Source organism: Neisseria weaveri, assembly GCF_900638685.1.
GTDB lineage: Bacteria > Pseudomonadota > Gammaproteobacteria > Burkholderiales > Neisseriaceae > Neisseria > Neisseria weaveri.
On record NZ_LR134533.1, the window covers coordinates 683,806 to 705,534 of the forward strand.

15 protein-coding genes are annotated in these 21,729 nt (G+C 51.8%); 8 read left to right on the forward strand and 7 right to left on the reverse strand.

Features of this window, described 5'->3' with window-relative positions; genetic code table 11:
- The first annotated feature begins 189 nt into the window (after window positions 1-189).
- Together acnD and EL309_RS03385 are read left to right on the forward strand one after the other, a co-directional pair.
- Entirely contained in the window at window positions 190-2,796 is a 2,607-nt protein-coding gene (acnD, locus tag EL309_RS03380; RefSeq protein ID WP_004282751.1) for a Fe/S-dependent 2-methylisocitrate dehydratase AcnD, read from the forward strand.
- 95 nt (window positions 2,797-2,891) lie between these two features.
- Window positions 2,892-3,557: a hypothetical protein gene (locus EL309_RS03385; protein ID WP_050793662.1), complete on the forward strand. Its 666-nt coding sequence runs from the start codon at window positions 2,892-2,894 to the stop codon at window positions 3,555-3,557.
- A 20-nt stretch (window positions 3,558-3,577) separates the two neighbouring features.
- On the opposite strand, the gene EL309_RS03390 is transcribed toward EL309_RS03385, so the two are convergent.
- The gene (locus tag EL309_RS03390; protein ID WP_040669479.1) at window positions 3,578-3,895 is read right to left on the reverse strand and encodes a cupin domain-containing protein; all 318 of its coding nucleotides are present in this window, start codon (window positions 3,893-3,895) and stop codon (window positions 3,578-3,580) included.
- A 50-nt stretch (window positions 3,896-3,945) separates the two neighbouring features.
- Window positions 3,946-5,301, reverse strand: a complete 1,356-nt coding sequence (gene xseA, locus EL309_RS03395; RefSeq protein WP_004282748.1) for an exodeoxyribonuclease VII large subunit — start codon at window positions 5,299-5,301, stop codon at window positions 3,946-3,948.
- Window positions 5,302-5,649: 348 nt separating this feature from the next.
- Between xseA and EL309_RS03400 the strand changes: the two genes are divergently transcribed.
- Window positions 5,650-7,575, forward strand: coding sequence for an acyltransferase family protein (locus tag EL309_RS03400; protein ID WP_004282747.1), 1,926 nt, complete (start codon window positions 5,650-5,652; stop codon window positions 7,573-7,575).
- Between the two features lie 94 nt (window positions 7,576-7,669).
- Here the strand turns inward: EL309_RS03400 and pepN are convergent, their stop codons facing one another.
- The 5 genes from pepN to queC form a co-directional block, all read right to left on the reverse strand.
- Entirely contained in the window at window positions 7,670-10,378 is a 2,709-nt protein-coding gene (pepN, locus tag EL309_RS03405) for an aminopeptidase N (protein WP_004282746.1), read from the reverse strand.
- A gap of 142 nt (window positions 10,379-10,520) precedes the next feature.
- Entirely contained in the window at window positions 10,521-11,153 is a 633-nt protein-coding gene (locus EL309_RS03410; protein ID WP_004282745.1) for a 7-carboxy-7-deazaguanine synthase QueE, read from the reverse strand.
- Between the two features lie 4 nt (window positions 11,154-11,157).
- Entirely contained in the window at window positions 11,158-11,580 is a 423-nt protein-coding gene (queD, locus tag EL309_RS03415; RefSeq protein WP_004282744.1) for a 6-carboxytetrahydropterin synthase QueD, read from the reverse strand.
- Between the two features lie 59 nt (window positions 11,581-11,639).
- Window positions 11,640-12,140 (reverse strand): DUF1543 domain-containing protein, encoded by a 501-nt coding sequence (locus EL309_RS03420; protein WP_004282743.1) that lies wholly within the window; start codon window positions 12,138-12,140, stop codon window positions 11,640-11,642.
- A gap of 54 nt (window positions 12,141-12,194) precedes the next feature.
- The gene (queC, locus tag EL309_RS03425) at window positions 12,195-12,851 is read right to left on the reverse strand and encodes a 7-cyano-7-deazaguanine synthase QueC (protein ID WP_004282742.1); all 657 of its coding nucleotides are present in this window, start codon (window positions 12,849-12,851) and stop codon (window positions 12,195-12,197) included.
- Between the two features lie 275 nt (window positions 12,852-13,126).
- Between queC and EL309_RS03430 the strand changes: the two genes are divergently transcribed.
- The 5 genes from EL309_RS03430 to EL309_RS03450 all read left to right on the forward strand — a co-directional run bounded on the left by EL309_RS03430 (window position 13,127) and on the right by EL309_RS03450 (window position 21,404).
- The gene (locus EL309_RS03430; protein WP_004282741.1) at window positions 13,127-13,729 is read left to right on the forward strand and encodes a CDP-alcohol phosphatidyltransferase family protein; all 603 of its coding nucleotides are present in this window, start codon (window positions 13,127-13,129) and stop codon (window positions 13,727-13,729) included.
- A 34-nt stretch (window positions 13,730-13,763) separates the two neighbouring features.
- Window positions 13,764-14,453: a lysophospholipid acyltransferase family protein gene (locus EL309_RS03435; RefSeq protein WP_004282740.1), complete on the forward strand. Its 690-nt coding sequence runs from the start codon at window positions 13,764-13,766 to the stop codon at window positions 14,451-14,453.
- A complete protein-coding gene (locus EL309_RS03440; protein ID WP_004282739.1) occupies window positions 14,450-15,421 on the forward strand; it encodes a phosphatidate cytidylyltransferase in 972 nt (323 codons plus the stop codon). The genes EL309_RS03435 and EL309_RS03440 overlap by 4 nt, the downstream gene beginning before the upstream one ends.
- Window positions 15,422-15,506: 85 nt before the next feature.
- Entirely contained in the window at window positions 15,507-16,580 is a 1,074-nt protein-coding gene (gene tsaD, locus EL309_RS03445; protein ID WP_004282738.1) for a tRNA (adenosine(37)-N6)-threonylcarbamoyltransferase complex transferase subunit TsaD, read from the forward strand.
- A 231-nt stretch (window positions 16,581-16,811) separates the two neighbouring features.
- Window positions 16,812-21,404 carry a VWA domain-containing protein gene (locus EL309_RS03450; protein WP_004282737.1) on the forward strand — a complete coding sequence of 1,531 codons (4,593 nt, stop codon included), beginning with the start codon at window positions 16,812-16,814 and terminating at the stop codon, window positions 21,402-21,404.
- The last annotated feature ends 325 nt before the right edge of the window (window positions 21,405-21,729 follow it).

The window sequence follows — 21,729 nt, forward strand, 5'->3', positions numbered from 1 at the left end:
GCAAACAGCGCAAAATAAAACCGTTCTTTATATAATCAATCAAATAACAATAAAAATTCCCAACGCTTCGCTTCATAGAAACCGATAAGCTTAATGCAGAGAATTTTTTTTCAGACGGCCTCCCCTCAATACAGGCCGTCTGAAAACTGAAACGCAAAATTGAAAAGAAAAACACTAAGGAGCAATTTTATGAGCACCAACCAAATCTACCGCAAACCCCTACCCGATTCCGATTTGGAATACTACGATGCCCGCGCGGCGTGTGAAGATATCCAACCCGGTTCTTACGATACGCTGCCGTACACCTCGCGCATTTTGGCCGAAAACCTGGTTAACCGTGCCGACAAGGTGGACTTGCCCACGCTGCAAAGCTGGTTGCGCCAACTGATTGAGCGCAAGCAGGAAATCGACTTTCCGTGGTTTCCTGCGCGCGTGGTGTGCCACGATATTTTGGGGCAGACCGCGCTGGTGGATTTGGCCGGTTTGCGTGATGCGATTGCCGAAAAAGGCGGCGATCCTTCCAAAGTCAACCCCGTAGTGCAAACCCAGCTGATTGTCGACCACTCGCTTGCCGTGGAATGCGGCGGCTATGATCCCGATGCGTTTGCCAAAAACCGTGCCATCGAAGACCGCCGCAACGAAGATCGCTTCCACTTTATCAACTGGACGAAAACCGCTTTTGAAAATGTGGATGTGATTCCCGCGGGCAACGGCATCATGCACCAAATCAACTTGGAAAAAATGTCGCCCGTGATTCAGGTAAAAGACGGCGTGGCCTTCCCCGACACCTGCGTCGGCACCGACAGCCACACGCCGCATGTGGACGCGCTGGGCGTGATTTCCGTAGGCGTGGGCGGCTTGGAAGCCGAAACCGTGATGCTCGGCCGCGCTTCAATGATGCGCCTGCCCGATATTGTGGGCGTGGAGCTGACCGGCAAACGCCAGCCCGGCATTACTGCTACCGATATCGTGTTGGCTTTGACTGAATTTTTGCGTAAAGAGCGTGTGGTTGGCGCATTTGTTGAGTTCTTCGGCGAAGGCGCGCGCAGCCTGTCGATTGGCGACCGCGCCACCATTTCCAACATGACGCCCGAATTCGGTGCCACCGCCGCGATGTTCTCGATTGACGAACAAACCATTGATTATCTGAAACTCACCGGCCGCGATGACGAACAAGTTAAATTGGTGGAAAACTACGCCAAAACCGCAGGCCTGTGGTCGGATGCTTTGGCCAAAGCCGAATATCCGCGCGTGTTGAAGTTCGACTTATCCACCGTTACCCGCAACATGGCCGGCCCGTCCAACCCGCACGCCCGTTTCTCGACCACCGATTTGGCCGCCAAAGGTATCGCCGCGCCTTACGAAGTGCCCTCAGACGGCAAAATGCCCGACGGCGCAGTCATCATCGCGGCGATTACATCGTGCACCAACACCTCCAACCCGCGCAACGTCGTGGCCGCCGCCCTGTTGGCGCGCAATGCCAACAAACTGGGCTTAACCCGCAAGCCGTGGGTGAAATCTTCGTTTGCACCCGGCTCCAAAGTAGCGGAAATCTATCTGAAAGAAGCCGGCTTGTTGCCCGAATTGGAGCAACTCGGTTTCGGTATCGTTGCCTTTGCCTGCACCACATGTAACGGCATGTCCGGCGCGCTCGATCCGAAAATCCAACAGGAAATCATCGACCGCGATTTGTACGCCACCGCCGTATTGTCGGGCAACCGCAACTTCGACGGCCGCATCCACCCCTACGCCAAACAAGCCTTCCTCGCCTCGCCGCCGCTGGTGGTGGCCTACGCGATTGCAGGCAGCATCCGTTTCGATATTGAAAACGACGTATTGGGCGTTTCAGACGGCAAAGAAATCCGCCTGAAAGACATTTGGCCGACCGACGAGGAAATCGACGAAATCGTTGCCAAACATGTGAAACCGCAGCAATTCCGCGACGTGTACATCCCCATGTTCGACACCGGTACCGCCGAAAAAGCGCCCAGCCCGCTGTACGACTGGCGCCCCATGTCCACCTACATCCGCCGTCCGCCATACTGGGAAGGCGCGTTGGCAGGCGAGCGCACCTTAAAAGGCATGCGCCCGCTGGCGATTCTGCCCGACAATATCACCACCGACCACTTGTCGCCTTCCAACGCCATTCTGCCGACCAGCGCGGCAGGCGAATACCTCGCGAAAATGGGCCTGCCTGAAGAGGACTTCAACTCTTACGCCACCCACCGCGGCGACCACTTGACCGCCCAACGCGCCACCTTCGCCAACCCCAAACTCTTCAACGAAATGGTGAAAAACGAAGACGGCACCACTAAACAAGGCTCACTCGCCCGCGTAGAGCCCGAAGGCCAAGTGATGCGCATGTGGGAAGCGATTGAAACCTATATGAACCGCAAACAGCCGCTGATTATCGTGGCCGGTGCCGACTACGGCCAAGGCTCCAGCCGCGACTGGGCCGCCAAAGGCGTGCGCCTCGCCGGCGTGGAAGCCATTGTGGCCGAAGGCTTCGAGCGCATCCACCGCACCAACCTCATCGGCATGGGCGTGCTGCCGCTGCAATTCAAAGAAGGCGTTAACCGCCACACCTTAGAACTGGACGGCACCGAAACCTACGATGTGATCGGCAAACGCGAACCGCGCTGCGACTTAACGCTGGTTATCCACCGCAAAAACGGCGAAACGGTTGAAGTGCCCGTAACCTGCCGTTTGGACACCGCCGAAGAAGTGCTGATCTACGAAGCCGGCGGCGTGCTGCAACGCTTCGCGCAAGACTTCTTGGAAGGTAACGCGGCTTGAGAGATTGATTATTTTATTTAAAATAATTTAATTAAATTCAGGTTATCTCTGATATTAAGAGATAGCCTGAATTTTTAGATTCGGTATTTTCACAAATGATTAGTTTGAAACAGACAGATATTTCCCAAGTGGTTGCCTCTTATAACTCGAATGATTCGATTCATCATCGCTATAAGAGTTTTGATTTTTGCTATGCTCATTTTCATCCTCAATCAAAGGGCAAAAATGATAATGATCTAGAAAAGAGTTGCTATGTACTATGGGGGTATTTAGCGAGCTGGGGAATGCTCCGAGGTTCAAGTCATTTGCTTAACCTAAATCCTGCTTATCTTAAACCTCTAGTAAAATTTATTAATAAACAAAAAGAATCACTTTGGGATATTGATGTTCCAAACTATCCTAAAAATTTTGAAACTATTACAGATCTCTATAACAGAGTGACAGAAAAGCTCAATTGGAATGATAAAAGACATGTGACCTTAGTGACAAAGATCATTTTGGGTGTTTTTGGTATTGTTCCTGCATATGACCAAAATTTTCGAAACACGTTTAAGTGTATAACATCTTGTGGATTTAGCTCATTTAATAAAAAATCATTAGATACTATCTACAGATTTTATGTTGAAAATCAGATGGATATTGATAATTTACATATGCAATGTGTGGTTGTTGATTTTGAGGGTAATTCAACTCTGATTAAATATCCTAGGGCTAAAATTATTGACATGTATGGCTTCCAAAGAGCTGAGACTCATAGATAAACCTTATTCTATTACTATATTCAGTAAAACACCGCCAACCAAATCGTAACTTCCTCTTGATCCGTCATCACCACCCTATGCCTGCAATGCGCCGGAATATGCACATAATCCCCGGTTTGCAGGCTGATTTCTTTGCTGTTTTCAAAACCCAGCACCGCGCTGCCTTGCAATAAAATCACCCATTCGGCTTCGTCTTGGTCGTACCAACCCTCTTCGGGAGAGGATTGTCCGTGCGAAACGATACGTTCGATGCGGATATTAGGCGTGCGCAAGATGTCTTCAAAGGTTTCTATATCGGTGCGTTCGGGCAGCGGGTGGAAGATATTGTGCTTGTTCATGGCGGCTTCCTGTTTTCAGACGGCCTGATGATTGCCTCTAAATATAAATTTTAAGAATAATCAAACAAATCCGGCTGTTTGTGTTCGCTGGTTACGCGCACGTCGGTTTCGCCGTCTGCAAAGGTAATGTGCAGCTTCTGGCCTTGCTTCAAAGCATGGGCGCTGCGGATGACTTGGCCGCGGCTGTTTTTAACCACGCTGAAGCCGCGTTCCAAAATGTGCTGCGGCGACACGGCTTCGAGCAGGGCGGCCTGTTTCTCGAGGCGTTGGCGGTACAGCGCGAACAAAGACAAACGGCTTTGCTGTAAGGCCGTCTGAAAACGCATTACGTCTCGTTTGGACGCCGAAATATCGGGGCGCAGATGGGCGAGGGTTTGCTGCTGGCGGGCGAGCTTCTGCACATTGAAACGATGGTTGTTTTGCATGGAGAAGCGCAGCGATTGTTGTAAGGCGGCAAGTTGGTTGCGTTGTTCGTTTAACTTTTGCTGCGGATGGCGGATTTGGCGGGCGAACCAATCCACTTTTTGGCTGGCATCGTAATAACGCTGCTCCAATGCCGTTTTCAGACGGCCTTGTGCCTGTGCGAGCTTATGCAGCGATTCCAAGCGGTTGGGGCTGACCAGTTCCGCCGCGCCCGTGGGCGTGGGTGCGCGCACGTCGGCGACAAAATCCGCCAGCGTGAAATCGGTTTCATGCCCGACACCGCTGACCACGGGGATTTCACACGCTTCAATCGCCCGCACCACAGGCTCTTCGTTAAACGCCCACAAGTCTTCGATGCTACCGCCGCCGCGGCACACGATTAATACATCTGCTTCGGCACGCGCAGAGGCCGTCTGAATCGCTTGGGCGATCTGCAATTCGCTGCCCGCACCTTGCACGGCGGTCGGGTACACAATCACGGGGATTTCCGGCGCACGGCGTTTTAGTGTGCTGACCACGTCGCGCAAAGCTGCCGCGGCAAGGCTGGTTACGATGCCGATGGTGCTCGGATGGGCGGGTAGCGGTTTTTTGCGTTCCGCCGCAAACACGCCCTCGGCCTGCAATTGGGCTTTCAGTTTTTCATAGGCTTCGTAAAGCTGCCCCAAACCTTTCAGGCGCACTTCGTTCACGGTGATTTGAAACTCGCCGCGCGCTTCGTAAATGCTGATTTTGCCGGTCAGCTCGATGTGGTCGCCTTCTTTCAAAGGGGCGGCCAACTTTGCCGCCGTGCCTTTAAACATGGCGCAGCGCACTTGGGCGCGGCTGTCTTTGAGCGAAAAATAGTAATGCCCACTGGCGGCGCGGGTAAGGTTGGACACTTCGCCCGCCACCCACAGCCCGAACAGGTTGTCTTCCAGCAGGCTTCTGGCTAGGGCGTTCAATTCGGAAACGGAAATGGCGGCAGGGGCGAAGAGTTCGGACATGGCTCAATAATTTATAAATAAAGTCAAATATTATAAGTGGTTCAAGATTGAATTTGTAGCCACGTCCCTATTCTCATACCGTAACCGCCTATTCAGCCTGAAAATGAGAGTTGAGAAATCATGCCCAATGAATGAACTTTTATCTGACCAAATCATCGAATTGATTAATCTAGAATCAATTAAGATCTCTATTATTTTAAAATACGCTTCTTAACAAACCTACCTATTGCAGAGCCAAAGTGCCGGCGGTAACCAATAATTCAGCCTTATTTAGCTTATTTAGGCTTATCCAATAAATATTTACCGCTTTCAGGCGGCTTCTGCAATAAACACAAGAATGGGAAAAACATGAAATATCGCCACGAAATTGACGGGCTGCGGGCCGTGGCCGTTTTGCCTGTGATTTTATTCCATGCAGGCTGGTCAGTATTTAAAGGCGGTTTTATCGGTGTGGATATCTTTTTCGTGATCAGCGGTTATCTGATTACCTCAATCATTTTGTCGGACATGGAAGCCGGCAGGTTTTCCTTGAGAGACTTCTACGAACGCCGCTTCCGGCGTATTCTCCCCGCCCTGTTTTTCGTTTTAATCTGCGTGACTCCGTTTGCCTACGCATGGCTGATTCCCAATGAGATGAAAGCTTACAGCCAAAGTTTGGTCAGCGTTGCCGCATTTTCATCAAACATTCTTTTTTGGTTGACAAGCGGCTACTTCGAAACCGCAACCGAGCTCAAACCGCTGCTGCATACTTGGAGCCTCGGAGTAGAAGAACAGTATTATTTATTCTTTCCGCTGATCATGATGCTGCTGTGGAAAAAAGGCAGAGCCTTGCTGGTGCCTTTCATGTTGCTGCTGATGATTGCCAGCTTTGCGGCTTCCGAATGGGCCGTCCGCCATTATCCGACTGCTGCTTTTTATCTGCTGCCTTTTCGGGCATGGGAACTGTTTTCCGGTGCTGCGGTTGCCTATTATTTTTCAAAATACGACCGCCATGCGCAAAACCAGACCTTAAACCAAATCGGCAGTTTGTCCGGCTTGGCGATGATTGCGGTTTCTATCTTCACCTACTCCAAACACACACCGTTTCCGGGCATTTATGCCATTCTGCCTGTTTTAGGCACGGTTTTGGTTATCGTCTTTACCAATCAAAAAACTTGGGTCGGCAAACTTTTATCCAACAAAATCATGGTACAAATCGGCTTAATCAGCTATAGCGCGTATTTGTGGCACAACCCTTTATTCGCTTTCGCACGCATACGCTCGGAATTCCATGTCGAATTTTCATGGTTGATGATCGGTTTGTCGGCGCTATCACTGATTCTCGCCTATTTTACTTGGAAATATGTCGAAGCCCCTTTCCGCAACCGCAGCAAATACAATCGCAGCTACATCTTCAAACTGTCTCTGCTCGGCAGCGTAATGATGGGCTGCACCGGTCTGGCCGGCCACTTTTATTTCAAAAGCAAAGAACCCCATATCGACTACAAATGGGATCAACTTGCACGCCGCCACGAATGTCTGCTTCAAGACGATCATCAACATATCCATGCAGAAAGCTGTTATGAAAACGGCAACAACAATGTTTTACTATGGGGCGACAGCCACAGTGCCGCCTTATATCAAGGCTTGTCGGACTTTGCAGAAACCAACGGCATTGCCCTGACACAGCTTACCCAATCCGCCTGCATGCCCGTATTGAACGACCGGTTTGCCGACTACTCCACACGCAAAAACTGCCTGATGATCAACCGCCAGATTCTGGAGCATATCAAAGTCAAAAAATACCAAACGATTATATTGCACAGCTTATGGCTGAACGCTCTCAATACCGACGACTACAGCCCGGTTCCCGTTTATTTGGATGACACCGTCAAGCAAATCAAAGCCGCTTCCCCCGACAGCAAAATCGTAATTATTTCCATGATACCGCGCTGGTATGTTTCCGTTGAACGCGCCTATGCCAAACGCCTCAATGAGACCGCCTCCGACGGCACAGCCGGACAACCGGTGTTTGCCAAAGCCATTGCTCCCGAAGCCTTGGCACAAGCGATACGCAAAACCGCAACCGACAACAGCGTTACCCTCATCGAGCCTTTAAAATACCTTTGCCAACCTCAAGCCGAAGATCCGAATCATCCTTACTGCCTGATATCAACAGACGGTACACGAGAAAAAATGCTCTACATCGATGCTGACCACCTCAGCAACCTCGGTGCGGACACCTTAGTGAAAAAAATGGATCAAACGCTTAAACAAATCTTGTTGAAACCCTAACTCCACCGTTTTAAGCCAATCATAAAAAAGAGGCCGTCTGAAAATTTCAGACGGCCTCTTTTATGACGCGTATGACGCGCTGCCGATTATCGGTTTACGCCAAAATTTTGCCCACAATCTCGGCCACATCTTTCGACAAACCTTCTTGTGCCCGAACCCGTTGCAGTTGCGCCTTCACCAACCCGCGGCGGTTCGGCTCGAGCTTATTGCAGATATTGAACGCCTGTACCAAACGGGCGGCCACTTGCGGGTTGAAGCGGTCGATTTCCATCACCTTTCCGGCGATAAATTCATAACCGCTGCCGTCTTCGGCATGGAAATGCGGCACGTTGCGCGAGAAGCTGCCCAGCAGCGAACGGGCTTTGTTCGGATTTTCCAAGCTGAATTTCGGATGGTTTAAGGCCGTCTGAACCTGTTGCAGGGTATCGCTGCGGTGGCTGCAGCCGATCAAAGCAAAATATTTGTCCATTACCAGCGCATCATCGGCATAACGTTCGGCAAACTGATCAAGCAGACGGTTGCGGCCTTCTTCTTCAATATGGTTGACGGTATTGAGAATGCTCATTTCATGAGTCATATTGCGGGTAAGCTGCTCGTAGCGCGTGATGTAGTCTTTCAGGCGCGCGCCTTCGACTTTTTCCACTAATCCCGTTTGCGCCCTGCGTTCGCCGTCATAGGCGGCGGTATTAATCATGGAATGACGCTCTTCGCGGATGGTCAGCAAGCGCACGGCCGCCAACAGGCTGCGCACGCCGGCCAATTCAGGGTGGTATTCGTAAGGCTTGTCGATACCGCCGGCTTCTTCCTGCGCCAACGCCCATGTGCGTACGGCCACCAATTCGTTGATACAGGATTTGGCCAAGGTATTGAGCAAGGCTTCGCGCGCTTGGTAGTAGTGTTGCGGATTAATGTTTTCCGCACCGTCCCACAGCTCGGATTCAGACGGCACGCCCAACAGCACGGCTTTGAATGCGGGGTCTAAATCCTGTTGCCGCAACACCTGTTTCACCGCCGCAGCCAAACCTTCATGCGCGGGCATGGCGGTTTGATTCCCAATGGCCTGCAAATTGGCCTGCACCGCGCGGCGGTAAAGGGTCTGGCCGGCTTCCCAACGGGCAAAGGCATCGGTATCGTGCGCCAGCAGCAAGGTTAAATCTTCGTCGCTGTACGGATAATTTAAATGAACCGGCGCGCTGAATCCGCGCAGCAGCGACGGCACCACGGCTTCGGTTACACCGTGCAACACAAATTCCTGCTCGGCCTGCTGCAGCAACAGCACGGCTTCGGTTTGCGCTTCGGCATTTTCAGACGGCCTGAATGCCACCGCTTCACCGTTGCGGTTCAGCAAACCGATTTTCACCGGCATCATCATCGGCTGTTTTTCCGCCATATCGGGCGTGGCGGGAACGGTTTGTTTGATGTTTAAAACAAACGTGTCGTCAGCCTGATTCAGACGGCCTGACACATCCAGCACGGGCGTTCCGGCTTGGCTGTACCACAAGGCGAATTGGTCGAGGTTGATACCGTTAGCATCGGCCATCGCCGCACGGAAATCATCGCAGGTAACCGCCTGTCCGTCGTGGCGTTTGAAATACAGCGCCATGCCTTTCTGAAAACCTTCTTCACCCAGCAAGGTGTGGTACATACGCACCACTTCCGCGCCCTTTTCATAAACGGTCATGGTGTAGAAGTTGTTCATCTCTTCATAAGAAGCGGGGCGGACGGGATGTGCCGTCGGACCGGCATCTTCGGGAAACTGATGCTGGCGCAGCATACGCACGTTGTCGATACGCCGCACGGCACGGCTGGCGCGGTCGCCGGAAAATTCCTGATCGCGGAATACGGTAAGGCCTTCTTTAAGCGAAAGTTGGAACCAGTCGCGGCAGGTTACGCGGTTGCCGGTGTAGTTGTGGAAATATTCATGCCCGATCACCGATTCGATGCCTTCAAAGTCGAAATCGGTGGCGGTGCGGCTGTCGGCAAGCACATATTTGGTGTTGAAAATGTTCAAGCCTTTGTTTTCCATCGCACCCATATTGAAGTCGCCTACCGCCACGACCATGTAGATATCCAAGTCGTATTCGAGACCGAAACGGGTTTCGTCCCAACGCATGGCATTTTTCAGCGACTCGACCGCAAAACCGACTTTGCTCTTGTCGGCTTCCGTGGTGTAAAACTCAATCGCTACGTTTTTGCCGCTGCTCGTGGTAAAGGTGTCTGCGGTCAAAGCCAAATCGCCCGCCACCAGCGCGAACAGATAACTCGGCTTGGCAAACGGATCCAGCCATTTCACCCAATGGCGGCCGTCTGAAAGCTCTCCGCCGTCAATCTTGTTGCCGTTGGAAAGCAGCACGGGGTAACGTTTTTTGTCCGCCACGATGGTGGTGGTGAATTTCGACATCACATCGGGGCGGTCGGGATAGAACGTGATTTTGCGGAAACCTTCCGGCTCACATTGGGTAAACAGATTGCCGCCCGAAGCATACAAACCCATCAACGATTTGTTTTCAGACGGCTTCATGCGCGTTTCGATTTCAATAATAAAATTTTCAGACGGCATATCGGCAATCGTGAGCTTTTCATCGGCCAACGTGTAGTTTTCCACGGCTTCTCCGTCGATTTTCACGGAAACCAGCTCGGCCGAACCGTCCAACACCAAAGGCTCTCCCGCCCGCTTCGGCTCGACCACCAAACGCGCTTTCACGGTGGTATACGGCTCCTGAATATCGAAATGCAAATCGGTTTTGCGGATATGGTAAGCAGGCGGTTGGTAATCTTTCAGATAATGAACGGTTTTAGTCATAATGTTTTTCCCAATTATTATTCGGTCAATCCCACGCTATATGGTTTCAGACGGCCTTTATTCAATAGAGACCGTCTGAAAAACAAAGCATAACGCAGTTTTTAATCAGTCGAAACGGTTTATCCGCCGATTTATGCCGTCATCACTCAATCCCCGCCCATTTATGCGTTTGCACGCTCAATTGCCAATGTACGGGGGCATCGGAGCGGCTGTTGAGCAGACCGATTTGGCGGATGGTATCGTAAATATTCATTTCGCCATTTTGCTCGCAGGGCGAAAGATAGTAATGCTTGGCACGGATTTTGTGCTCCATACGTTCGCAAAACGCCAGCACGTCGCCGTCGGCCACGATGCGCACTTCGTCGGCGGTTGCGATGCACTGCTTTTCGTATTTTTCGGCGTAGCAGGCTTTGGGGCTGGCGGTGACAAAATCAATCTGCGGCGGCGCAGGGTTGAGGCCGTTGGTTTCGATACAGAGCGTGTAGCCTTCGGCTTTCAGCGTATCGAGCAGGATATCGAGATGCGGCTGGATGGTGGGTTCGCCGCCGGTGATGATGATGTTGCGGGCTGTGTAGCTTTTCAGACGGCCTAAAATATCCTGCAAACTCATCATATTGAATGTGAGGTAGTCGGTATCGCACCACGAACAGGCGAGGTTGCACTTGCCGAGGCGGATGAACACCGCGGGCATGCCGGTGTTGTATCCTTCCCCTTGCAGGCTTTCGAAGATTTCAACGATGCGGTATTGCGGGTTTTCGGGGCGGATTTCGGTCATGGCTTTATTCCCCTTCGTATTCCGCGCAAGACGTAGGTGTTTCCCACAAGCGGATCAGGCTCACGGGCAGGCCGGCGTTTTTCAGACGACCGAACATTTCCACCGTCATGTTTTCGGCGGTGGTGCGGAAACCGAGCCGTAGGGTTTTCATGTTCCAGCTTTCGAGCAGGGCGGCGATTTGGCTTTCGCGCGGGTTGTTGCCGTTGTAGATAAAGGCGTGGTCGAACGGTTCGATAATGGTGCGTTTGACGATGGTTTTAAGGTCGGAAAAGTCCATCACCATACCGTCTTTTGTGCCGCCTTGAATGAGGCCGTCTGAAACCGTGACTTCGAGCTTATAGGTGTGGCCGTGCAGGTTTTGGCATTTGCCGTCGTGTCCGTCGAGCATGTGCGACGAATCGAATGTGAAGATTTTGGTGATTTTCATGATTTGCTGTGTGAGGCCGTCTGAAATTTCAGACGGCCTTGTATTTGTTTTCAGTATTGTTAAATCGGCATATAACCTTGAAAACCGATTTCGTCGGGCTTGCCGTCGGGATTGGGAACAAGGTGGATATGCAGGCCGCCGACTTCGCTTAATTCGAGCAGGTTGTCGACATCTTTCAAGTTGTCTTTATGCTGTTGGCAATAATCGGGCAGCAACGATTTCAGTGCTTTCTGTTTGGCTTCTGCCGGGCTTTCTGCGACAAACAAACCGAAAGCGTGGGCTTCGGCCAAACTGTTTTTGATATAACCGCCGACGTTGACAAAATAAAGCCGCGCCTGATTTTCAGACGGCCTGTCCGACAATCGGACATCATAGCCGTCCGCCCAACCGACCGTCTGCCAGCCGTCGATGTGGATTTTATCGGCATCACCGAACCATGCGGCTTTGAGCGCGGGCAAGGCTTCCCGGTAATCGCTGCATACGGCAAACTGCACGTCGTGTACTTCAATATTCGAGCGGCCTGCGTTGCCGCCGAGATAAAACATATACAGCTGTTTCATGGTTGTTCCTTAAAATAGATGGATTAGGGCTTGGTTGCCGAAACGGTTCGCGCATCAAGGCCTTTGGTCCGCCAAATATTCCGCCAGCCCGCGTTCGCGCAGCACGCAGCTCGGGCATTCGCCGCAGCCACCGGTTACGCCGTGGTAGCAGGTGTGTGTGTGTTCGCGGATGTAGTCGAGGCAGCCCAACCGGTCGGCCAGCGCCCACGTTTGCGCTTTGGTGAGATACATCAGCGGCGTGTGGATTTGGAAGGCGTAGTCCATGGCCAGATTGAGGGTAACGTTCATGGATTTCACGAATACGTCGCGGCAATCGGGGTAGCCGGAAAAGTCGGTTTCGCACACGCCCGTGATGATGTGTTTGATATTTTGGCTTTTGGCGTAAATGGCGGCGTAAAGCAGAAACAGGGCGTTGCGGCCGTCGACAAAAGTGTTCGGCACGCCGTTTGAGGCTGTCTGAATTTCGGCGGTGTCATCCATTAAAGCGTTGTGGGTGATTTGCTGCATCAGGCTGAGGTCGAGCACGGTTTGTGCGATGCCTAAGTCTTCGGCAATCCGGCGGGCGCAGTCCAGCTCGACGGCATGGCGTTGGCCGTATTGGAAAGTGACGGCGTGCACGTTTTCGCGGCCGTAGGTGTGAATCGCCTGAATCAGGCAGGTGGTGGAGTCTTGGCCGCCTGAAAAGATGACCAGTGCTTGTTCGTTTTGCATTTGAGTTCCTAGTTTTGGTATCGCGGGAGGATTTCGAACCGCGTTTGAAAAGAAGCGGTAAATTATACACGAAAAGGCTTAAGGCCGTCTGAATGCAAAACGCCTGTTTAATTAAAACGGCTTATGTTGTCCGAATAAACTGCCGTAACCGCTGTGCCGCCACGAAAACCGGCTATTGAAGTTGCATTCGGTCATATATTTGTTTGAAAATGATAATATCGATATACGGTGATATTTTTTCAGACGGCCTCCTTTTCCAACCGATTGGTTTTTCTATGAGCATCTACGCCCTCAAACCCAAATTTCAAAATCTGTTGCGCCCGCTGGTGCGCCTCCTGTATGCACGGGGTGTAACCGCCAATCAGGTAACGCTGTTTGCCTGTGCGGTTTCGATTGCGCTCGGCGTGTGGCTGAGTATTTTTGCCGATACGCCGGCATGGTTTTGGCTGCTGCCGGTGTGGCTGTTTGTGCGCATGGCTTTGAATGCAATCGACGGCATGCTGGCGCGTGAGTTCGGCCAGCAGTCGAAACTGGGCGGTTATTTGAACGAAGTGACCGATGTGGCCGCCGATGCTGCGCTGTATCTGCCGTTTGCGTTTATCGCTCCGTTTGGCGGTGTGCAGATCAGCTTATTTATCTGGCTGGCGGCAATGAGCGAATTATGCGGCGTGCTCGGTCAGGTGCACGGCAACGGCCGCCGTTACGACGGGCCGGTGGGCAAAAGCGACCGCGCATTTGTGTTCGGCGCTTTGGGGTTGTGGTATGCGCTTTCAGACGGCTTGCCGCAATGGTTGGAGTGGGGTATGTGGCTGTTGGCGGCATTGCTGGTTTATACCTGCGTGCGGCGTATCCGTAACGGTTTGCAAGAGGCCGTCTGAAAACCCGATTTAATTTCTCCGAAAAAGTGGAAACATGATGGAATTTTTCAAGAAAAAGCTGGCTTGGCTGACCGACCAAGCGTTGTGCCTGTTTGTATCCTTTATTACCGGCGTGCGCCCCAAAGCGGCCAACAGCCTCAAATTTTCTCCCGCTAAAAAAGTGTATTACGCCAACCACGGCAGCCACGGCGATTTTGTGCTGGTGTGGATTTCACTGCCGCGCCGCTGGCGGGCATGCGTTCGGCCGGTTGCCGGAGCCGATTACTGGCTGGGAAACAAAGTCAAACGCTTTATTATCCGAAACGTATTCAACGCCCTGCTGATTGACCGCGACGGCAGCGATCCCCGCGCGGTAACAGGGCAGATGTCTGCCGCACTGCAAAACGGCGATTCGCTGATTATTTTCCCCGAAGGTACCCGCAATACCGACGACGATACCGTGCTGCTGCCGTTCAAAAGCGGTATCTACCATTTGGCGCGCGAAAATCCCAATGTCCGTTTCGTACCGATGTGGATCGACAACATCAACCATGTGCTGCCGAAAGGCACGTTTCTGCCCGTTCCGTTATTGTGCAATGTGAACATCGGCGAAGAAATCGCCCTGCAGGAAAACGAAGACAAAGAGGCATTTCTACTGCGCACCCGTGCTGCGTTATTGGCACTGGCGCCGTCTGAAAAACAGCAAAAAGCCTTGTTTCACGATAATCAGGAGAACGCAGCATGAATCCGTTTGTTTCCACCGTTTCCACGCACGCCATCCCGCCGCAGGCCGGTTACATTTTCATGGTGATTTTTGCCGTTTTGGTCTTGGCCGGTGTGATCGGGCAATGGCTGAAGCGTAAAAAAGGTGCGGATAATCCGACTATCGCCAACCTGAACGCCCGCGTTTATGCGTGGTGGATTATGACCATCGTGCTGCTGCTGGCTTTTTGGTTCGGCAAAACCGGCACGGTGATTCTGTTTTTCCTGATTTCCTTTGCCGCCTTGCGCGAGTTTCTCACGCTGGTTTACCAACGCCGCAGCGATTATGCGGTTATGGTGATGTGTTTTTACCTGCTGCTGCCGGTGCAATATTATTTCGTGTTTACCGAATGGTACGGTATGTTTTCCATTTTCATTCCGGTTTACGGCTTTCTGCTGCTGCCGATTATCGCCAGTCTGAGCGGTAAAACCGAACAGTTTTTGGAGCGCACCGCCAAAACGCAATGGGCGGCAATGATTTCGATTTTCTGTCTGTCGCACGTACCGGCGCTGATGAATCTGCATTTGGATGATTTTCCGCACGAGCAGAATGTGTTGCTGTTGATTTTTATGATTGCAGTAGTGCAGTCGAGCGACGTGCTGCAATATGTGTGGGGCAAAACCGTCGGCAAACGCAAAATCATGCCGTCGCTGTCGCCCTCCAAAACCGTGGCCGGCACGGTGGGCGGCATTGCTTCGGCAACGGTAGTCGCGGTGTTGATGTCGCCGATTACGCCGTTTTCTCCGGTTCAGGCGGCCTTAATCGGGCTGGTGATTTGTTTGATGGGCTTTTTCGGCGGTCTGGTGATGTCGGCCATCAAACGCGATTACGGTGTGAAAGACTGGGGCAATATGATTCAGGGCCACGGCGGTATGTTGGACCGGGTGGATTCGGTCTGTTTTGCCGCACCGGTGTTTTTCCATATCGTGCGTTATTTTTGGCACGGCTGACGCTGCCTCTTACCGCCTTTCAGACAAACGCATTATTTTTCGCTAAAATAATGCGTTCATTTTTTCAGACGGCCTCAATTTAAATATGTTAGTTCTCGGCATTGAATCTTCCTGTGATGAAACCGGCGTTGCCCTATATGATTTGGAACACGGTTTAATCGGCAACCAACTGCACACCCAAATGGCTATGCACGCCGAATACGGCGGCGTTGTACCGGAATTGGCCAGCCGCGACCATATCCGCCGTCTGGTTCCCCTAACCGAAAGCTGTTTGGCCGAAGCAGGCAAAACCTATGCCGATATCGATGCCGTTGCCTTTACCCAAGGCCCCGGTTTGGGCGGCGCGTTATTGGCCGGTTCCAGCTATGCCAACGCCCTCGCCTTTTCGCTCGATAAGCCGGTGATTCCCGTCCATCATCTTGAAGGACACTTGCTGTCGCCGCTGTTGGCCGATGAAAAACCCGAATTCCCGTTTGTCGCCCTGCTCGTTTCGGGCGGACATACACAATTTATGGCAGTGCGCGGTATCGGCGATTACACCCTGCTCGGCGAAAGTGTCGATGATGCCGCCGGCGAAGCTTTTGACAAAACCGCCAAGTTGCTCGGCCTGCCCTACCCCGGCGGCGCAAAATTGTCCGAATTGGCCAAACTCGGCTCGCCCGACGCATTCTCTTTCCCCCGCCCCATGCTGCATTCCCATGACTTGCAGATGAGTTTTTCCGGCTTGAAAACCGCCGTGTTAACCGCCGTTGAAAAAGTACGTGCCGAAAACAACGGCAGTATTCCCGAACCGACGCGCAACGACATTTGCCGCGCGTTTCAAGATGCGGTGGTCGACGTATTGACCGCCAAAGCACAAAAAGCCTTATCGGATACAGGATTCCGTACTTTAGTTGTGGCCGGAGGCGTGGGGGCGAACTGGAAATTACGCGAGACCTTAGGCCGTCTGAAAATTTTACCGCCCGCCGTCAAAGGCCGGCCGAAACCCCAACCCGAAGCCGTACGCGTATTCTTCCCGCCTATGGCCTACTGCACGGATAACGGTGCCATGATTGCTTTTGCCGGCACCATGCGCCTGAAGCACGCCCAAACGGCAGGCAGCTTCAACGTCAAACCCAGATGGCCGTTAACCGATATTGTCGATAAACCTAATATTTAGATCTTAAAGAAAAAAGGGATGACTATTCATCCCTTTTTTCCTATCTTCCACACGCTGAAAAACCATACTGATTTTCAGACGGCCTGCCAGATAAACAATATTTACAATAAATAATAAAATACTAACAAACTTTATTATATTAATAATACCTAATTAAATGATACGGAGTTTTTTTTAACTTTGTATTACATAAGAAAGGTGATTTTTAATAAATGCTTAAAGGAGTTAGTGATGAGTGCAGTAAACACAATCAGCGCAAAAGAAATTGATGTTACCGCCAAACTAGACGAGAAATTATCGGTTGATTCCTTCGAAGGACAACCTGCCCTCGCCGTTTCCAGCGAACCTAAAGTCGATACCTTTATCGGCACCCCCAAAGACGATACCTACACTGTCGACCATACCGGAGATACCATCGTCGAGCGCATGTATCACGGCAACGATACCGTTCTCAGTTCCGTCGACTACACCCTACCCGACAATGTGGAAAATTTGGAGCTGACCGGCGACGAGATTCTTAGCGGCTACGGCAACAACCTGAACAACGAACTGCGCGGCAACGAAGCCAATAACGAACTTTTCGGCTTAAACGGCAACGACCGTTTGTTCGGCGGCAAAGGCGATGACGCATTATACGGCGGCAACGGTGCCGACCATATGGAAGGCGGCGAAGGCAGCGACCGCTATTATGTCGACCATGAAGCCGACGCCGTTATCGAAGTGGCCGACGAAGGCACAGACACGGTATACAGCAACATTACGCACACATTGGCCGACAATGTTGAAAATCTGGTGTTAACCGGTTCAGGCCGTCTGAAAGGCTACGGCAACGACTTGGACAACCACATTACCAGCAACAACCGCGACAACTACCTTTTCGGCGGCGCAGGTTCCGACACCCTAATCGGCAACAGCGGTCATGACATTTTGGACGGCGGCACCGAAAACGACATCATGAGAGGCGGTGCCGGTAACGATACTTATTATGTAGACGACAGCGGCGACGTAGCAGTAGAAAATTTTGGTGCAGGCAAAGATACTGTTTACAGTTCCGTTGATTACACTGCACACGACAACATTGAAAATGTCGTGTTGACCGGAGACCAAGACCTGAATGCGGCCGGCAACGATTTAGACAACACCCTTACCGGCAACAGCGGTAAAAACATTTTGGCCGGCGGCGACGGCGACGACGTTTACTATGCCGACAGCAAGGATACCGTGGTTGAAGAAGCAGACGGCGGCATCGATACGGTGCACAGCGACGGCGATTTCACCTTATCCGACAACGTGGAATATCTGTTCCTGAAGAGCGGCAACGGTACCGGCAATGACGGCGAAAACGTGTTGCGCGGCGGCGATGACGACAGCCGCTTGAACGGCGGTAAAGGCAACGACAGCCTGTACGGCCACAAAGGCAACGATATTTTGGACGGCGGCGAAGGCCGTGACAAAATGGTCGGCGGAGAAGGCAACGACACTTATTATGTAGACAATGCCAACGATACCGTTCATGAAAAAGACGGAGAAGGTATCGATTTGGTGATTTCAAACGGCAGCTACACCTTGTCCGACAATGTGGAATATCTGTTCCTGAAGAGCGGCGACGGTGTCGGCAACGATATCGAAAACGTGTTGCGCGGCGGCAATGACGACAGCTACCTGAGAGCAGGCAAAGGCAACGACAGCCTGTACGGCCACAAAGGCAACGACATCTTAGACGGTGAAGAAGGTAAAGACAAAATGGTTGGTGGCGAAGGCGACGACATTTACCATGTCGACCACATCAACGACACCGTTAACGAAGAAAAAGATGAAGGTATCGACAGCGTATTCTCCAGCGTTAACTACGCTTTGGCCGATCATGCCGAGAATCTGACCCTGAAATCCAACGAAGCCGCACTCAAAGCAAGCGGCAACGATTTGGACAACATTCTGACCGGTAACGAATTCTACAACACCCTAGACGGCAAAGACGGCAACGACACCCTCTACGGTGGCGGCGGAAACGACGTTCTCGATGGCGGCAAAGGCGACGACCTTTTAGATGGCGGCAGTGATAACGACCTGTTGAGCGGCGGCGAAGGCAAAGATACATATTACTTTGCCAAAGGCTACCATCATGACGTGGTTTCAGACGGCTCTAACGACAACGTCGTACGCTTTGGCGAAGGCATCACTGCCGACGGCTTGAGCATCGTCGAGTCCGGCTCTGACTGGGTAATTACCATCAAAGAAACCGGCGACACCCTGACCATTCAAAATCAAGCTGCCGGCAGCGTAGCACAATTTGAATTTTCAGACGGCCTCTCTTATAGCGCCGCTGATTTGCTGAAAGCCGTCAACGGCACAACCGTGCCGCAACCGGAGCCTGAAGAAGGGCTGACGCTGGTTGGCGACGATAACGACAACGTATTGAACGGCGGCAACAAAAACGACGTACTGCAAGGTTTGAAAGGCAACGATACCTTGCGCGGCGGCGCGGGCGCGGATAAGGCCGAAGGCGGTATGGGTGACGACAAATTCATTGCCGTCGGCAACGCCACTTCCGGTATCCAAACCGACAACAAAGCATACGATGACGTTTTAGGCAGCGCCGCAAGCAACCTGAACGGCAAAGATTGGGCGGAAGTCGTTAACGGCGACGTATTCGACGGCGGCGAAGGCAACGACACGCTGTATGTATTCGGCACCACTGACCTGAGCGTTGCTGCGCTTCAAAGCATTGAAAAAGTCGACATGCCTTCCGATGTGACTTTCGCTGCTTCCCAATTGGACAAACTGGAGATCAACGGCGACGGTGTGGGCGTATTGAGAATCAAAGGCCAAAGCGCACCTGCGACCGTTGTCTTTGATGCAGGCCAGTTAAACGGCGTGAAACAAATCGATATCGGCGGCAACATCACCGTTAAAGTTAAAAACCTCGATGTTCTCAAAGGCGTGGAAATCATCAGTGGCACAGGCACTCTGATTTTTGAAGAGCCGAGCCAACTGACTGCCGAGCACTCCGTGACTTCTTCGGTAAAAGTAATCAATGCCGACAACAGCCCTGCTGCCGGCAAAGCCGAAGTGTTGGATAACATCGTTTCCGCTTCCGAAGGCAATGCCGAAACCAAAAACGTGCAAGATCTCGACTACCGCGATCTGCTTGCCGACAATGTGAAAAAAGACGGTGCTACCGTGATTTCGCTTAAAGGCTCGCCAGGTAACGACTACATTTCTGGCGGCAACAGCGGCGATGAACTCAACGGAGCAGACGGCGATGACGTTTTAGTCGGCCGTAACGGCAACGATATTTTCGTTATCGAAGGTGCAGGCAAAAAAACCGTTATTGACGGCGGCAGCAGCCAAGACACCGACACCATCGCATTCGGCAACGCCAAACAAGGCGTAGAAATCGATCTGAGTAAATTTGAAGGCCGTATCGGAAGCGATACCGTCATTCAAATCGGTGCAGGCAGCAGCGGCGGTGTTGCAGGCGGCGCAGGCGATAAAACCAACCTGATGCTGATCATCGACACCTCGGGCAGTATGTGGGGCACAAATATGAAGAATGCCCAAAAAGCCGCTATTGAGCTGATTGAGAAATACAGCCAAACCGGCGGCACGGCCATCCGCATTATCGGCTTCAGCGATTATGGTTATGTCGTGTTCAACGGCATGAACAAATGGATGAATAAGGCAGAGGCAATTTCAGCCATCAACACCTTATATGCAGGCGGCGGCACCAACTACTATGGCGCTCTGGATACCGCAGAAACTGCATTTGTAACCAACCGTGGCGATGTGTTTAACGAAAAAGGCCAAAACTTCTCTATGTTCCTTTCAGACGGCGAGCCTAACAGCTATTTAAGTATGACCCGTCAAGCAGAGTGGGAAAACTTTGTCATCAAACACAAAATCGTTTCACACGCCATCGGTTTCGGCGGTATTTACTCCACACACGCCCTTGAACCGATTGCATTTGACGGTACCAAAGTTGCCGATATTGCTGCCGACCACGCGCCCGGCCAAATCGATCCGATTCTGCAAGGCGATATTCACAAACTGACCACAACGGTAAGCAGCACGGCCAAAACCGACTTTATCGAAAACGTGGCAGGTACCGCATTTGACGACAAGATCACCGGCAACAGCCTGAACAACGAAATCCGTTCCGGCGCAGGCGACGACACACTCAACGGCTTGGGTGGTGACGACCGTCTGCATGGCGGTGCCGGCAACGATACCTACTACTTCGGCAAAGACTACGGCCATGACGTGATTTACGACACACAAGGCAGCAATACCGTTGTCTTGAAAGGTGTTTCTCAAGGCGAAGTCAGTCTTCAGGCAGTAGACAAACCTGACGGTACACAAGATTGGGTGATTTCGCTCAACAGCGGTGCCGATACCCTGACCATTGCCGGTCAAACGAATGACGACAAAGCAGCCGTAACCAAATTCGTGTTTGACGACGGTGAAGTCGACAATAGCCAGCTGGCCAAACTGCTTGGCGGTCATTCGGCTGACGATACTTCTGTTGAAGTCATCGACGACTCAGAAATTATCCCGGTATTGGGTGCAGACACAGTTACCGAAGGTAACGCGGCTGCCGTCGAAGTCCGCAGCGACAATCTGCCTGCAACAGCAGACAACACTGCCGACAGCGTTTCAGACGGCCTGCTCGACAGCGGCAACAACCCGCTGGACAGCGCACTCGACAGCCTGCTGCCCGCCTCTTCCGCCGTCGCCGGTACCGGCATGGCAGATACCGCGGTTTACCCGGTTGCCGAAACGATTGCCTACACCGAAGATGCTGCAAACACTACTGCGATTGTGTAATACCGCACCATACAGGCATATCGTTTGGTCAAGTCACATAATTAATGCCTGTATCTAAAGCAGAAGGCCGTCTGAAAATTTTCAGACGGCCTTTTTTCAAACTTCCATGCAAACAAAACTTAAATACCCATTCAACACAACTTAACGGCTGACCTGTGCCATTTAAGCCTGCTGCTTCGGATAATACGACAATCCTACCGACAAACTGTCAACCTCCAAAACATATCCCTGCAAAAATTCCGCCAATATAAAGCCTTTGTAGATGAAGAGGGAGTTTGGTTTTACTGTGGGCTTTTCCCCTGGACACGCGGCATTCGCGGAGTAA

Excerpts from the sequence above, each read along its gene's own strand:
- acnD (WP_004282751.1), top strand. The coding sequence starts at position 190 with ATGAGCACCAACCAAATCTACCGCAAACCCCTACCCGATTCCGATTTG.
- EL309_RS03385 (WP_050793662.1), top strand. The coding sequence starts at position 2,892 with ATGATTAGTTTGAAACAGACAGATATTTCCCAAGTGGTTGCCTCTTAT.
- EL309_RS03390 (WP_040669479.1), bottom strand. The coding sequence starts at position 3,895 with ATGAACAAGCACAATATCTTCCACCCGCTGCCCGAACGCACCGATATA.
- xseA (WP_004282748.1), bottom strand. The coding sequence starts at position 5,301 with ATGTCCGAACTCTTCGCCCCTGCCGCCATTTCCGTTTCCGAATTGAAC.
- EL309_RS03400 (WP_004282747.1), top strand. The coding sequence starts at position 5,650 with ATGAAATATCGCCACGAAATTGACGGGCTGCGGGCCGTGGCCGTTTTG.
- pepN (WP_004282746.1), bottom strand. The coding sequence starts at position 10,378 with ATGACTAAAACCGTTCATTATCTGAAAGATTACCAACCGCCTGCTTAC.
- EL309_RS03410 (WP_004282745.1), bottom strand. The coding sequence starts at position 11,153 with ATGACCGAAATCCGCCCCGAAAACCCGCAATACCGCATCGTTGAAATC.
- queD (WP_004282744.1), bottom strand. The coding sequence starts at position 11,580 with ATGAAAATCACCAAAATCTTCACATTCGATTCGTCGCACATGCTCGAC.
- EL309_RS03420 (WP_004282743.1), bottom strand. The coding sequence starts at position 12,140 with ATGAAACAGCTGTATATGTTTTATCTCGGCGGCAACGCAGGCCGCTCG.
- queC (WP_004282742.1), bottom strand. The coding sequence starts at position 12,851 with ATGCAAAACGAACAAGCACTGGTCATCTTTTCAGGCGGCCAAGACTCC.
- EL309_RS03430 (WP_004282741.1), top strand. The coding sequence starts at position 13,127 with ATGAGCATCTACGCCCTCAAACCCAAATTTCAAAATCTGTTGCGCCCG.
- EL309_RS03435 (WP_004282740.1), top strand. The coding sequence starts at position 13,764 with ATGATGGAATTTTTCAAGAAAAAGCTGGCTTGGCTGACCGACCAAGCG.
- EL309_RS03440 (WP_004282739.1), top strand. The coding sequence starts at position 14,450 with ATGAATCCGTTTGTTTCCACCGTTTCCACGCACGCCATCCCGCCGCAG.
- tsaD (WP_004282738.1), top strand. The coding sequence starts at position 15,507 with ATGTTAGTTCTCGGCATTGAATCTTCCTGTGATGAAACCGGCGTTGCC.
- EL309_RS03450 (WP_004282737.1), top strand. The coding sequence starts at position 16,812 with ATGAGTGCAGTAAACACAATCAGCGCAAAAGAAATTGATGTTACCGCC.